We start from the raw sequence: 13,719 nt of genomic DNA on the forward strand, positions 1-13,719 counted from the left end.
TTGTGACGGAGCTTCACGGCAATCGCTGGCAGGTGGCGCATGGGCGCAGTCTCGAGCTTGGCCGGTCGAGCTCGATCATGGCGATCGTCAATGTCACGCCGGATTCCTTTTCGGATGGTGGCCGCTTCGAAGCTGTCGACGCGGCGGTTGCGCATGCGCTAGCCTGTGTCGCCGAGGGCGCGCAGATCGTCGATATCGGCGGCGAGTCGACCAAGCCGGACGCCGATCCGGTTAGCCCGACGGAGGAACAGGGACGCGTGCTGCCGGTTATCGAGGCGTTGCGCGGCAAGACCGACGCGCTCCTATCGGTTGACACCTATCGCGCCGACACGGCCCGTCTGGCCATTGGTGCCGGCGCACACATCGTCAATGATGTATTCGGTCTGCAGCGGGAGCCGGAACTTGCCCACATCGCTGCCCAGACCGGCGCTGGGCTCTGTATCATGCACACAGGCAGGGATCGGCAAAAGCTCACCGACGTTATCGACGACCAGGTGGCGTTTCTCGATCGATCACTTGCTATCGCGGCCGCCGCCGGCGTGCCGCGCGATAACATCGTACTCGATCCGGGATTTGGTTTTGCCAAGGATGTCGAAGAGAACCTGGAACTGATGACACGCTTTGACGCGCTGCAGCGGTTCGGGCTGCCACTGCTCGCCGGCACCTCCCGCAAGCGCTTTATCGGTGCGGTCACTGGGCGTGACGCTTCCGACAGGGATGTCGGAACGGCTGCCACAAGCGTCATCCTGCGCATGCAGGGCGCCGCTATATTTCGGGTGCATAATGTCGCATTCAACAGGGACGCACTGGCGGTCGCGGATGCTATTCTGGCAACGCGGGCGAAATCACGGGAAAAGTCATCATGACCGGCATCTACACCATCACGCTTCAGAACTGTGCCTTCTTCGCGCGTCACGGCGTCCATGACGAGGAGGAGTTCCTCGGCCAGCGGTTTTTCGTGGACGCGGAACTCGACGTGGTTGCCGGCGATGCGCTTGAGAAGGATTCGATCGAGGACACGGTCAACTACGGCATCGCATTCACTGTCATCGAGGAGATCATCACCGGCAAGCGCCGCTATCTGATCGAGTCTCTGGCGGTCGATGTGGCCAAGGGGCTGTGCAATCGTTTTCCGCAGATCCGCAGGGCGAAGATTACGGTGCGCAAGCCTAATGCGCCGGTCCCCGGCGTTCTCGACTATGTGCAGGTGAGTGTTGAGCATCTTGCCTGAGAACGGATTGGCCAGGGCGACGCTTGGTCTCGGTGGCAATATAGGAGATCCGGTCCAGGCGATGGCGTCTGCGCTGCGGAGCCTTGATGCGCGTGCCGACTGCCAGATCGTTGCCGTGTCACGCCTCTACCGGACGCCACCATGGGGCAAGACCGACCAGTCGTTCTTCTACAATTCCTGCGCCGCTGTCGACACGACCCTGGACCCGGAAACGCTGCTGGGCGTCTGTCTAGGCATCGAGCGAGAGATGAAGCGGGTCCGCATCGAGCGCTGGGGACCGCGCACGATCGACATCGACATCCTCTCCTATGGCGACATTGAGAGAGAAGCTACGAGCCTCCAGCTTCCGCACCCGAGAATGACGGAGCGCGGCTTCGTTCTGATGCCGCTGGCGGATTTCGCGTCGGAGATGGTCGTCGGGGGACGACGAGTGTCGGATTGGCTTCGCGACGCCGATGTGCAGGGCATAGAGATTGCCGACGAGGCGACCGACTGGTGGAAAAACGGCTGAGGTGAAGGGCTTGCCTTACTGAATGGAGCCGACGGTCATGTCGTCGACGGACCGCTTCAGGCTGAGACCGATGACCGGCACCATCTGCTCCTCGACCTTGACCGAGATCGTCACGTTCATGGACTTGTCGTCCTGCAGGCGGGCGACCATTACGCCGTTCAGCTTCTGGCGGTTCAGGCCGACGACGACGGCGCTATCGTTGACGGTACCGGATACCACGTCGAGGCCCTTGCCGGCGGAACCGTCGAGGAACTTGCCCTTGTAGGTGCCATCGCCTTGCGTGATTTCGGCTGACATGGGCTGCTGGAAAACGCCGACGCGGCATGTGCCGTCGAGCTTGATGCCGGTGCTGGTGCCGTCCAGCGCCGTGCCCGTCAGGTTGCAGGTGAATTTCGTGCCCTTATACTTGCCGGCGACGATTTCGCCCGGGCCGCGCCATGCGCCTGCTACGGACTGAAAGAAAGCCTTGTCACGAGGTGCCGCATCCGCCCAGTCACCAAGAGACAGGGTAACCGCGGCGAGGCCGCATACGATAAAGAGCTGGCGCGAAAACATTGGCTTTCCCTAGCGAAGGAGGAACCGGCCTGGCGAAGAATAACCGGAAACTGTTCCCGAGTTTTGCCGTAGAATGGTTAATGCTTGGTTTCCAAGCCTGTTAAATCAGCACCATTCCGGGCAATTCGGCGCTTAGCGGCTGTTACCACCAGGAGTGAGATCGCCGATGAAATCGCTGATGCCGGGTCGCTTCAATGCCTTGAACGGCAATGGCCGGCAGAGGTCCATCGCAGCAATGCCGATGCGGGCTGTCATCATGCCGTTGACGACACCTTCGCCAAGGCGTGCCGAGAGCTTCGAGGCAATGCCGTGGCCGAGAATTTGCTGCACGAGGCCGTCGCCAACGGCGATGGAACCTGTGACCGCCAGATGGGCGAGCACGTCGCGCATGAGCTTGAACATGCCGAGCGTTCCTGGGCGGCCGCCGTAGAGGTCGGCCATGGAGCGTATCAGGCGCGCGGATTCGTAGAGAACGTAGAGAAGGTCGACGACTGCGCGGGGGCTGACGGCCGTGACCACGGAGACGCGCTTGGATGCCCCGAGGATAAGGGCACGGGCCTGACGGTCGAGCGGACCGAGCAGCTCACGCTCGGCAAGCATGACCAGATGCGGCGCGTCGATGATGTCGTCCTCGGTTGCTTTCAGGGTTGCGCGACCCTTGGCAGTTTCAGGCTTTGCCGCCAACAAGGTCGTCAGACGCTCGACCAGGGCTCTTGCACGGGTAGCCCTCGTTTCGAGAAAGGCAGCCTCGGCCTCTACCTTGATTGTCTGTACCGCAGCCAGCCGCATCATGCCGGCGGTCTCGCGGACGATGATGGCGAGCACGGCAAGAATGCCGATCGCCAATACCGTCAGTGCCGTGTAGCCCAGCCAATCGGCGCGGGTGAAGAGGCTTTGGATCAGATCGTCGATCCATAAGCCGAAGGCGAGCGATAGAAGCGCGCCGAAGGCGCCAAAGGCGATCTTGGCAAAGGAGAAGCGGCGGCGCGGAGCAGGAACGACTGCGAGACCTGTGCCGGGAGCAGACAGCTCCGGATTGAGGAATGGGTCTTCCTCGTCAGGCGTCAGCGTGATTTCCGCTTCGAAGCTTTGCGGTTTCCGCTTTGCCCGGGCAATCTCCGGATCAGGACGTACCTCGGCCTGGTGCTCGGGTTCCAGCGAAAATGCTGCCGGTCGGCGTTGGGGCCTGTTAGGTTCGTCGATGGTCGGTTTCGTCATGCGAGACGGTCTCCGAGCAGAAACTGCATGGCCCGATCGAGCCGGATATGCGGGATGGATAGCGTCACGCCGCCGGTCTCGTCCAATTGCGGCGGCCGGAAGCGGACGACGTTCAAGTCAGGCAGGCGCGCCTTGTCCGGACTGCCGTCGAGCGCTTCGAACAGCCATTTGGGATTATCGGGCAGGTCGCCGGGAAAGATCGCGGTCTTGCGAAGGCCGTCAAATACCTCGCCGTTGATCTTTTCCTGGTCCATCGGCGTGCCGACGATGACGGGGAGCATGTGGCCGTCATTCTTGACCGTTGCCTCGCGGGTGGCGCGGATCGAGGCGAGGGCCATGACGTCGATGCCGGCGCCGCTCATGCCGATGCGCTCGATGGCGCGTTCGACAAGGCGCCTTGTCAGGATTTCCAGCCGGTCGTGGCTTTCGTGATGCAGGTGGTCGGCCTTGGTGGCAGCGACCAGCACCCGGTCGATGCGGCGGCCGAGAAAAGCGGAGAAGAAGGAGTTTGTCCCCGGGCGAAAGCAGGCGAGCACGTCGCTCAGCGCCCGCTCGAGGTCCTGAACTGTCTCCGGACCACGGTTGATTGCCTGCAACGCGTCGATGAGGACGATCTGGCGATCGAGGCGGGCAAAGTGCTCGCGGAAGAAGGGTTTCACGACAACCGACTTGTAGGCCTCGTAGCGCCGCTCCATCATCGCCCAGAGCGAGCCTCTCAGCGAACTTCCTTCCGACGGTGGTACGAGCGGTGCAAATGTCAGTGCCGGCGAGCCGTCGAGGTCGCCCGGGAGCAAGAAACGGCCCGGCGGCAGGGTCGACAGCGAGCGTTCATCGGATTTGCAGGCTCGGAGATAGTCAGTAAAGGAGATCGCGAGGTCGCGGGCGCGCATTTCGTCGGCAGCAGCACTCACGTCGGCGGAGCGGGCCATCGTCAGCCAGTCGCGCGACAACTCGGCACGAACCCCGGTCTCGGCCAGCGCCAGCGTCTCTTCGCTGAAGGTGCGATAGTCCTTGGCAAGCAAGGGCAGGTCCAGCAGCCATTCGCCGGGATAGTCGACGATATCGATGGAGAGACGTCCCGGCGAAAACAGCCGGTTCCAGCCGCTGGCGCTCTGGTACTCGAGTGTAATGCGCAGCTCTGAAATTGCGCGGGTCGAATCCGGCCATATGCGATCTTTCACCAGCGCGCGGATATGGTCCTCGTATTGAAAGCGCGGAACGGCATCATCGGGTTGTTGCTCGAGCCGAACGGCGGAGACCCGACCCGACTGCACCGGCTCGAACAGCGGCAGCCGCCCGCCGTTGAGCAGATTGTGGACCAGCGACGAGATGAACACAGTCTTGCCGGAACGGGAAAGACCGGTGACGCCGAGACGGATCGTCGGATTGACGAGGCTCGTCGCCCGATCTGCCAGATTGTCGAAGGCGATCAGCGCGTCGTCGGTGAAGGATGTCAGGCTTGGCGGCAAGGCGGGATCCCGGGGTTACGGCTCAAGCGCAATATAGGAAGCGTTGCAAGGCTCGGAAAGGAGCAGGCGGCCGTGCCTTGCCTATTCGCTGACGAAGTCGGCGAGAAGCCAGCCGTTGCTTGCCGCGCCTGCATCCTCAATCGGCTCGAGAACCGCAAGCCCCGCCGTTGGAAAACCCTTCGGCAATGCCTTTGCCAGTGCGTCGTGGCCAATCAGCGCTTCGAGCGTCTGCAGGATGTTGGGATTGTGCCCGACCAACATCACCGAATTAACCGTTGTCTGCGCTGCCAGAAGGGCCAGGTAGGTTTCCCGCGTGCCGTTGTAGAGCGAATCCACGAAGCGGAACTCGACGGATGGGTCGAGGGAGCGGCGAACGGCTTCTGCTGTCTGCCGGCATCGGGCAGCTGTCGAGGAAATGACCAGCTCGGGTCTATATCCCTTGTCAACGGCCTGGTCGGCAACGATCTCCGCTGCCGCAAAGCCATTGTCGTTGAGCGGGCGGTCAAAGTCCCGCCCTCCGGATTGGGCAGCAGCTGCCTCGGCGTGGCGTAATAGATAAATCCGAAACGGCGGGGGCGAGATGCTGGTCATGGGATAGATTTCCAAGGTGAGAATAGTTCCTTGACGTAACGTCTGTAAGGGCGCTGCGTCAACCACGGCCCGTCAAGCAACGTTGCCTGCAAAGCTTCGGTCACGCAATGATTACACTCCGGCATAGTTTCAGCGATCGCAAATATATGGTGAAAAAATAGACATTTAGCTGAATTCTGTGACAGATTTAAAATTCTGTTCAGCGCTTCTATTAGGCTTGAATCGATACCACAGGTTGGGATATACACCCGCCAGATGAGATGTTCTTCAGGAGAATCGCGTTGAGTGAGAAGATCGATCTTAGTAGTTATGTCCCCTCGGAAGACGAGGAGTTCATGAACTCGCAGCAGAAGGCATATTTCCGAGCTAAATTGGTTGCTTGGAGAAATGACATCCTCAGAGAAGCGCGGGAAACGCTCGAGCATCTAGCCGAGGAAAGTGCCAACCATCCGGATCTCGCCGACAGGGCGTCGTCTGAAACCGACCGCGCCATCGAACTCAGAGCCCGCGACCGTCAGCGAAAGTTGATTTCGAAAATCGATGCAGCGATGCAGCGGATCGACGATGGGACCTATGGCTATTGCGAGGAAACCGGCGAGCCGATCGGTCTGAAGAGATTGGATGCCCGGCCGATAGCGACGCTTTCCATCGAGGCGCAAGAGCGCCATGAGCGCCGCGAAAAAGTCTATCGCGACGAATAGTCGGTCCGCGCAAGCTGATCGAAGAGATGCTAGGCACGGCGATCCATCGTCGTGCCTTTTTTGCTTTACGTAGCCAGACGCGCCTTTTGCGCCTGAAGAGTGCTTCCGCGTGGGGTAAGTCGACCCCCAGGCCTATTTATCGCGGTTGACGCTCATCTCGCCGAAGATGCGTGCGACTTCGCGCTGCAAGGTGCTGTCCGCGCCGGTCAGTGGGGCCATTTCGGGATCGCGGCGTTGGCCAGGCACGGGCTGCGCAGCATTCGGGCCTGGAGGAACAGGCGCATTGGGGATGATGCGTTGTGCCGACAGATTGTTCGACATTTCCGCTTCGAGGATGCTTTCGAAATCGATGCCGAGGTCGCGCGGCTTTGCGGCCTGAACTGTATCTGTGGAAGCTGTGTCCAACGACACGACAGGAGCGGGGGTCTGTCCGGCGTTGCCGTCCTGCGGCGCGACCGGCACGCCATCGGCAACGACCGGCATGCTCTGCGCCGGCGACGACATCTGCGGCTCGCGCTCTTCCGGGACAAGAACACGGTGGCGGGCTGCGTCGAGGATGTCGGCGGCTTCTGCCTCTTCGTTACGCTGGTACACCGCTGGTTCCGGCCGGCGTTCGGACCTTATCGACACCGGCTCAGGCGGTTGAGGCTCTTCCACTGGCGGCGGAGGGGGGCGACGGACCGGCTCGAAGGCGGCTGTCTGTTCAGGACGGTGTCTAGGCTCGAAGGCCGGGACCGACGGCACATGCGGCTTTTCAGTCGGCACCACCGGCGCCGGCGGTTCGACGGCGATGGGATGCGGACTGGAAAGCTTGATTACCGGAGCGGGATCGTCGGCGAATTTGGCCGGCGGAACAGGAGCTACAACAACCGGCTCCGGTCTTTCCGCCGGCGGGATTTCCGCGCGTACCGGCTGGACCTCTAACGCAGGGGCCGGGCGATGAGGCGGCTCAGGCGCGGCGGGTTCCGGAGCATATGGTTTTTCAGGTGGACTTGCCGGCTCGGACGGGGACTGCGCGACTGCCGGCTTCGGCGGCGCGACCTCGGGCGGGGGCGTCGGCGCTACCGGAGCCGCTGCCACTTCCTCGGCGCTCTCCATTTCAATAGCGCGGGGCGTTTCTCTGGGTGGTTCGAGGCGCGGAGGTGGGGACATAGTTTCATTGGCGACGAGTGTCTCAAAGGAGGCATTGGGCGCCAGAGCGATTTTCGCTGCGGAGATGCCGGATTCGATGACGATATCAGTCGGCCCGCCGATCATGATCAAATGTTCGACCCCGTCGCGGCGAACCAGCACAAGTCTGCGGCGGGCATCGACGGCGGCGGCGTCCAGCACCTGCAGTCGCGGCTGCCGGTTTCGACCGCCTCGCACGAAGGGAGACGGCGCACGGCTGCGCAAGAGCCAAAGAACGGCGATCAGGATCAGAAGAGCAATTCCGACCCCGCCTGCTGCGATAAAGAAACGATTACCATAGGCCCCGACGATTTCGTCCAACATTCCGCGATACTCCGTTTTTCCGACGACCGTCGAGGACGGTAGATTTCGACGGCAGCTGCATCACCCCCACCACTGCCCTGATATAACGGCAATCATATGAACAGGTTGCCGCCTGAGACAAGATGCGATCAGCCTTCACGTGGCGATCGAAGGTCGAATTCGGCGTGCCTTGGCCGTCTTTCGAGGTATATCTGACCAAGCTGGCACAGTTCCTTGTGAATTCAAGCCTTTCTGGTCACGCGGCGCTTTTTGCCGGTTCGGCAAATTGCTAAGTAAAGATTCGAAGTCCCGATTCTGGGGATCCGTCAAGACCATTGCCGGGACGCGGAACCGGGCGGAGGCGAGGGGTCCATGACGAAGCAGCGTCTGTCCGACGAATATAGCGTGCCGCTGGTGGATCGCGGGGTACGTTCGGGCACTGTTCTGCGCATCATCCTGCTTGCGCTGGTATTGATTGCGGCCGCAGCCGCGTTCGTCATATTCAAGAATTCGCTCGACAACGAGATGGTGCTGGGCGCGCTTGGCATCCTTGCCATGGTCGGCATCTTCTTTCTGGTTTCGTCGGTGATCGGCTTTGTCGAGGTCATGCCGCAGACACAGTCCGACAGCCTGGCGCGGTCTTTCCTCAACAGCCATCCGGACGGCACCCTCATCACCGACGAGAAGGGCCGCATCGTCTATGCCAATGCAGCCTACGGCGATCTGACGGGAGCCAAGAAGACGACCGAGGTGCAGTCGCTCGAGACTTTGCTGTCGCGCAATCGCGAATCCAACGAGGCGCTCTACCGGCTTTCCAATGGGCTTCGGGAAGGCAAGGAGGGGCGGGAGGAGTTCCGTCTGCTGAAGCCGCTCGGTCCCGTCGGCAGTAGCGGCTCCGGCGCGCACTGGTACCGGCTGAAGGCACGGACGCTGCCGGCCGAGGGTGGCAAGGAGCTGCATATCTGGCAGATCACCGACATCACCTCGGAACGCGACGACCAGGAGCGGTTCTTCAAGGAGCTGCAGAACGCGATCGATTATCTCGACCATGCACCTGCCGGCTTTTTCTCGGCCGGTCGCAAGGGAGAGATATTCTACCTCAACGCAACGCTCGCCGAATGGCTCGGCCTCGATCTTACCAAGTTCAGCCCGGGCTCGATCGCAATCGGAGACCTGGTGGCGGGCGAGGGCCTTGCCTTGATCCAGTCGGTGCAGGCCGAGCCGGGCTTCAAGAAGACGGTGACGCTCGATCTCGACCTGAAAAGGGCGAACGGCCAGAGCCTGCCGGTGCGGCTGGTGCATAGCGTCACCTCGATGCGCGACGGAGCGCCGGGCGAAAGCCGGACGATCGTGCTTGGCCGCCAGAAGGACGACGACAACGACCAGTCAGCCTCGGTTGCCGCGATGCGGTTCACGCGCTTTTTCAACAACACGCCGATGGCGATCGCCTCCGTCGACGGACAGGGGCGGATATTGCGCACCAATGCGCCGTTCCTGAAGCTGTTCTCCAATGTCGTTTCCCGTGACGATATCGAGCGGGGCGCGACGCTCGAGACCATCTTCAGCGAAAGCGAAAGGCCGAAGCTCGCCCAGGCTTTTGCCGCTGCCAAGGATCGCCAGGGCGACATCCCGTCGATCGATTCGCGAAACCCGAATGACGAGACACGACACTTCCGCTTCTACATCAATGCAGTCATCGAGCAGAGCGACGAGGCACCTGAGGAGGCGGCGATCGTCTATGCCGTCGAAGTCACCGAGCAGAAGGCGCTCGAGACGCAGATGGCCCAGACCCAGAAGATGAACGCAGTCGGCACGCTTGCCGGCGGCATTGCGCACGATTTCAACAACGTGCTCACCGCGATCCTGTTGTCTTCCGACCATCTGCTGCTTCAGGCACGGCCGGCCGACGCCAGCTTTGCCGACCTGATGGAAATCAAGCGTAACGCCAATCGCGCCGCAGTTCTTGTCCGGCAGTTGCTGGCTTTCTCGCGAAAGCAGACGATGCGGCCAACGGTGCTGAACCTCACCGATGTCATCGGCGACCTGCGCATGCTGGTCGAACGGCTGCTTTCGGGCACTCGGGTCAAGCTCGACGTTGAATATGGCCGCGATCTCTGGCCTGTCAAAACCGACCTTTCGCAGTTTGAGCAGGTGATGATCAATCTCTGCGTCAACGCCCGCGACGCGATGCCGGAGGGCGGCAAGCTGACGCTACGGACGCGTAACCTGCCGGCCGATGAAGTGCCTGCCTTCAACTACGCATATCTGCCGCATGAGGACATGGTACTCGTCGAAGTCAGCGACAACGGTACGGGTATCGCGCCAGAGATCATGGACAAGATCTTTGAACCGTTCTTCACCACAAAGGATGTCGGCAAGGGCACCGGGCTGGGGCTTGCCATGGTCTACGGCATCGTCAAGCAGTCCGGCGGCTATATCCAGCCGGAATCGGAGGTCGGCAAGGGCACGACGTTCCGCGTCTTCCTGCCCCGGCATATCATCGAGGTGATACCGGGCGTCGATGGCGATGCCGCGCCGGGGATAGAAGCACCGCCAATGGGCCAAAGCCAGATGCCGTTGCCTGCGGTGGAGCCGACCGATCTGACCGGCAAGTCCGCCGTGGTGCTCCTCGTCGAGGACGAGGAAGCCGTGCGCCGTGGCGGCAAGCGCATGCTGGAAACGCGCGGCTATACGGTCCACGAGGCCGGCTCCGGGGTCGAAGCGCTCGAGATACTCGAAGAACTCGAGGGCAAGGTGGATGTGGTCGTCTCCGATGTCGTCATGCCGGAAATGGACGGTCCAACGCTGCTTCGGGAGCTTCGGAAGATATACCCCGACATGAAGTTCATCTTCGTCTCCGGCTATGCCGAGGATGCCTTTGCGCGCAACCTGCCTGCAGACTCCAAGTTCGGCTTCCTGCCAAAGCCGTTCTCGCTGAAGCAGCTCGCGGTCGCCGTTAGGGAGATGCTGGACAGCTGATGATGTTGCCCGGCAGGCTGAGGTTCAGCCGCGCCGGGCGATCAGAATGCCCAGCAGCACGACTGCGCCGCCGACCGCCTGCAGGGGGCCGATTGCTTCGCCGAGCAGCGTCCAGGCTAGGATGGCGGCGACGACCGGCTGCAACAACAGTGTGAGCGATGAGAAGGCCGCAGGCAGATATGCCAGGGCGTAGGTGATGGCCACTTGGCCACCGGCATGACTGATGAGGGCGAGCCCGACCAGGATAGACCAGCCGAAAGCGGTCGCTGGAATGAGATTACCCTCGAAGAAGAGCGCGACGGGCAAAATGCAGATGGCTGCCACAGCCGTGCTCCAGACCATGATCCGAAGGGTATCGAACCGATTGCGCAGCCGGCCTATGACGAGGATATAACCGGCATAGAAGACGGCGGCGAGCGTAGCCAGCCCGTCTCCCCCGAGGTCGCCGTTGGCAAGGCCTGCAAGCCCTCCCTTCAATATGACGATGCCGAACATGGCAGCCGCAAGACCCGCCAGAAATGTGCCTGTTACTCTGGCGCGAAGAAACAGCCAACCGATCAGCGTTACGAAAACCGGTGCCAGATTGGCAAGCAGCGTCGCTTTGGCGACGGATGTAATATGCAGCGCCACATGCCACAGGATCAAATCGCTGGCGAGGAAAAGCCCCGGGAGCGCGAGCAGGGCGCAATCCGCGAGACTTTGGGGACGAGCGTCCCCTGGCTGACGTTTGATCGCCGATACGACGAGCAGTGGTATCAACGCCAGCGCGACGCGCCAGAACCCCGTCGTCATCGGGCCGACTTCCGACAGCCGCACGAAGATCGGCGATCCTCCGATGGCAGCACCACCGAGGATCAGGGCCGCAAGAGGCAGGCGACCTCCCTTCGACGGGGCGGGGACGACGGTACTTGCATTTGACACGCTGGAGCCTCGTGGCTAACGTTCTGCGCGGCGCCGAAAGCGGCGGGCTTGAAGTTTTCGGCGGTGCTCAGTCGGTCAGGGCGACCGCTATTTCGGCGGCGAGACGGGCGTTGTTTTCAACCAGCGCGATGTTGGTCTTCAGGCTGCGGCCTTCGGTCAGGTCGAAGATGGTACCGAGTAGATAGGGCGTCACGGCCTTGCCGGTGATTTCGTCGCGCTCGGCGCTATCGAGCGCTCGTTCGATGTAGATTTCCATTTCGCCGCCGGGTATTTCGTCCGCTTCAGGCACAGGGTTGGCGATCAGCATGCCGCCGTCGATGCCGAGCTGATCGCGGGTCTTCTGGAAATTGGCGATGGCGGCTGGGCTGTTCAGAGTCAGCGGGCTCGGAAGGCCGGATTCGCGCGACCAGAAGGCCGGGAATTGCGTGGCGCCGTAAGTGACAACGGGCACGCCGCGGGTTTCGAGGACCTCCAGCGTCTTCGGAATGTCGAGAATTGCCTTGGCGCCGGCGCAGACGACGATGACGCCGGTGCGGGCCAGTTCCTCGAGATCAGCCGAAATGTCGAAGCTCTGTTCGCCGCCGCGATGGACGCCGCCGATGCCGCCCGTTGCAAAGACCTTGATGCCGGCGCGGGCGGCGGCGATCATGGTCGCAGCGACCGTCGTGGCACCGGTGCGGCGTTCGGCGATGGCGAAGGCAAGGTCCGCACGCGATACCTTCATCGCATCCGTCGTCTGCGCCAGGCTTTCAAGCTCCGCTGGCTCAAGCCCGATATGCAGCGTGCCGTGAATGACCGCTATGGTCGCCGGCACGGCGCCTTCTTCGCGAATGATCGCCTCGACGCTGCGCGCCATCTCGATATTGCCGGGATAAGGCATGCCGTGGGTGATGATGGTCGACTCGAGCGCAACGATCGGCGCGCCGCGTTGTTTTGCAGCCGCAACTTCCTTCGAATAGGAGATCGGCAGATCCGGAGAAATCGGCTTGGTCATGGTCGCGTCCAGTAATTTAGAATGGAAAGGGTTGTTTCAGGCTTCATGACAGCATTTCGGCCTTGGGAACAAGAGCCAGCATCGTCTTCAGCAGTTCTGGCGACAGATTTTCGGCAGTCGCAAACGGCGATTGAACCGTAATTGCGGCGGCTGCGACACCATGCCGAACGGCTTCTGAAAGATCGAGGCCGGCCAAGAGGGCTGATAAAACGCCGGCCGCCAGCGAATCCCCGGCGCCCGTGACGTCGGCTATGTCCTCCACCGCCGGCGGCTGCAGGCTGACCATCTCGCTTTCCGAGAATGCGACGACCGGGCGCTGGCCGCGTGTGATGACGCCGCCCTTCAGGCCGAGCGCCCGCAGCTGGTCGATCCATTGCAGCGCGTTTTCCGGCCGACTTTGTGTCAGCGCCGCGGCCTCCGCCTCGTTGAGGAAGAGATAGTCGACCCCCGCTATGCAGGCGTTCAGCCGCACCACCTTGGCCGGCGAAATTGCGATTGCTGCAAGAGGCTTTGCGTCTTTTGTGGCGCGCGCGGCGATCGCTGTCAGCGTCTCAGTCGGCAGGTTGGCGTCGCAAAGAATGAGATCGGCTTCGTCGAAGGCGTCGCGCACCGAGCGGATCATCAGCCGACGCGGCCCGAACAGCCTGTAGAGCTCCATGTCGGCGAGCGCGATGACGAGATTACCGTCGTTTTCGAGTATGGCCGTATAGCTTGGTGTCTTGCGGTCGAGGAAGACGAAGGGCCGGTCGTCGACACCGGCCTGACGAGCGGCCTCCGCCACCATCTCGCCCGTCGCATCGCCGCCGCGCGGCGAGATCATCCGGACGTCGAAACCCAGCCGCGCCAGATTGCGTGCCGCATTGAAACCGCCGCCGCCCGGCTCCTCGAACCAGGCGCCGGGATTGCTGGAACCTGGCGCCGTGTCGCCGGATATGCGACCACGCCGGTCGATATGGGCGCCACCGAGGACGAGAATCTTCTTAGCCATTGCGCGCGGTCCTATCGTCCGAAAGGGCGAATCGAGCCTGCCGGATACCCCTGGCGTGAGGTGGGTACCGACGGGTAAGTGATTGCGA

The 13,719-nt window shown here is 61.9% G+C and carries 13 protein-coding genes; 5 read left to right on the plus strand and 8 right to left on the minus strand.

Annotated elements, in window-relative coordinates; all coding sequences use genetic code 11:
* Window positions 1–2 precede the first annotated feature (2 nt).
* Genes folP through folK form a run of 3 tightly spaced genes read left to right on the plus strand, consistent with a single transcriptional unit; the run spans window position 3 to window position 1,742 of the window.
* Window positions 3–866, plus strand: a complete 864-nt coding sequence (gene folP / locus CPY51_RS16615; protein ID WP_111161427.1) for a dihydropteroate synthase — start codon at window positions 3–5, stop codon at window positions 864–866.
* Complete coding sequence (gene folB, locus CPY51_RS16620; protein WP_111161315.1) at window positions 863–1,231, plus strand: dihydroneopterin aldolase; 369 nt, start codon at window positions 863–865, stop codon at window positions 1,229–1,231. The genes folP and folB overlap by 4 nt, the downstream gene beginning before the upstream one ends.
* A complete protein-coding gene (gene folK, locus CPY51_RS16625) occupies window positions 1,224–1,742 on the plus strand; it encodes a 2-amino-4-hydroxy-6-hydroxymethyldihydropteridine diphosphokinase (protein ID WP_111161316.1) in 519 nt (172 codons plus the stop codon). Before folB ends, folK begins: the two co-directional genes overlap by 8 nt.
* Window positions 1,743–1,757: 15 nt before the next feature.
* Here the strand turns inward: folK and CPY51_RS16630 are convergent, their stop codons facing one another.
* From CPY51_RS16630 to CPY51_RS16645, 4 genes are all read right to left on the minus strand, one after another.
* On the minus strand, window positions 1,758–2,297 hold the full coding sequence (locus tag CPY51_RS16630) for a hypothetical protein (protein WP_111161317.1): 540 nt from the start codon (window positions 2,295–2,297) through the stop codon (window positions 1,758–1,760).
* A 132-nt stretch (window positions 2,298–2,429) separates the two neighbouring features.
* Window positions 2,430–3,515, minus strand: coding sequence for a YcjF family protein (locus tag CPY51_RS16635; protein WP_111161318.1), 1,086 nt, complete (start codon window positions 3,513–3,515; stop codon window positions 2,430–2,432).
* Window positions 3,512–4,984 (minus strand): YcjX family GTP-binding protein, encoded by a 1,473-nt coding sequence (locus CPY51_RS16640; RefSeq protein WP_111161319.1) that lies wholly within the window; start codon window positions 4,982–4,984, stop codon window positions 3,512–3,514. Before CPY51_RS16640 ends, CPY51_RS16635 begins: the two co-directional genes overlap by 4 nt.
* Window positions 4,985–5,065: 81 nt before the next feature.
* Entirely contained in the window at window positions 5,066–5,575 is a 510-nt protein-coding gene (locus CPY51_RS16645; protein WP_111161320.1) for a SixA phosphatase family protein, read from the minus strand.
* A gap of 281 nt (window positions 5,576–5,856) precedes the next feature.
* Between CPY51_RS16645 and dksA the strand changes: the two genes are divergently transcribed.
* Complete coding sequence (gene dksA, locus CPY51_RS16650) at window positions 5,857–6,276, plus strand: RNA polymerase-binding protein DksA (protein WP_111161321.1); 420 nt, start codon at window positions 5,857–5,859, stop codon at window positions 6,274–6,276.
* 132 nt (window positions 6,277–6,408) lie between these two features.
* Here the strand turns inward: dksA and CPY51_RS16655 are convergent, their stop codons facing one another.
* Window positions 6,409–7,770 carry a flagellar biosynthetic protein FliO gene (locus tag CPY51_RS16655; RefSeq protein ID WP_111161322.1) on the minus strand — a complete coding sequence of 454 codons (1,362 nt, stop codon included), beginning with the start codon at window positions 7,768–7,770 and terminating at the stop codon, window positions 6,409–6,411.
* A 351-nt stretch (window positions 7,771–8,121) separates the two neighbouring features.
* On the opposite strand from CPY51_RS16655, the gene cckA reads away from it, so the two are divergent.
* Window positions 8,122–10,728, plus strand: coding sequence for a cell cycle histidine kinase CckA (cckA, locus tag CPY51_RS16660; protein WP_111161323.1), 2,607 nt, complete (start codon window positions 8,122–8,124; stop codon window positions 10,726–10,728).
* Between the two features lie 24 nt (window positions 10,729–10,752).
* On the opposite strand, the gene CPY51_RS16665 is transcribed toward cckA, so the two are convergent.
* The 3 genes from CPY51_RS16665 to CPY51_RS16675 form a co-directional block, all read right to left on the minus strand.
* On the minus strand, window positions 10,753–11,649 hold the full coding sequence (locus tag CPY51_RS16665; protein ID WP_111161324.1) for a DMT family transporter: 897 nt from the start codon (window positions 11,647–11,649) through the stop codon (window positions 10,753–10,755).
* Window positions 11,650–11,716: 67 nt separating this feature from the next.
* On the minus strand, window positions 11,717–12,643 hold the full coding sequence (locus tag CPY51_RS16670) for a pseudouridine-5'-phosphate glycosidase (protein WP_111161325.1): 927 nt from the start codon (window positions 12,641–12,643) through the stop codon (window positions 11,717–11,719).
* Between the two features lie 43 nt (window positions 12,644–12,686).
* Window positions 12,687–13,631, minus strand: a complete 945-nt coding sequence (locus CPY51_RS16675; protein WP_111161326.1) for a carbohydrate kinase family protein — start codon at window positions 13,629–13,631, stop codon at window positions 12,687–12,689.
* Window positions 13,632–13,719: the final 88 nt, after the last annotated feature.

This window comes from Arminella tubonensis (genome assembly GCF_003240585.1).
GTDB classification, from domain to species: Bacteria; Pseudomonadota; Alphaproteobacteria; order Rhizobiales; family Rhizobiaceae; genus Rhizobium; species Rhizobium tubonense.

Bases quoted from the DNA above. Each gene is read 5' to 3' on its own strand.
- folB (WP_111161315.1), top strand. From the start codon at position 863: ATGACCGGCATCTACACCATCACGCTTCAGAACTGTGCCTTCTTCGCG.
- CPY51_RS16630 (WP_111161317.1), bottom strand. From the start codon at position 2,297: ATGTTTTCGCGCCAGCTCTTTATCGTATGCGGCCTCGCCGCGGTTACC.
- CPY51_RS16635 (WP_111161318.1), bottom strand. From the start codon at position 3,515: ATGACGAAACCGACCATCGACGAACCTAACAGGCCCCAACGCCGACCG.
- CPY51_RS16645 (WP_111161320.1), bottom strand. From the start codon at position 5,575: ATGACCAGCATCTCGCCCCCGCCGTTTCGGATTTATCTATTACGCCAC.
- CPY51_RS16655 (WP_111161322.1), bottom strand. From the start codon at position 7,770: ATGTTGGACGAAATCGTCGGGGCCTATGGTAATCGTTTCTTTATCGCA.
- cckA (WP_111161323.1), top strand. From the start codon at position 8,122: ATGACGAAGCAGCGTCTGTCCGACGAATATAGCGTGCCGCTGGTGGAT.
- CPY51_RS16670 (WP_111161325.1), bottom strand. From the start codon at position 12,643: ATGACCAAGCCGATTTCTCCGGATCTGCCGATCTCCTATTCGAAGGAA.
- CPY51_RS16675 (WP_111161326.1), bottom strand. From the start codon at position 13,631: ATGGCTAAGAAGATTCTCGTCCTCGGTGGCGCCCATATCGACCGGCGT.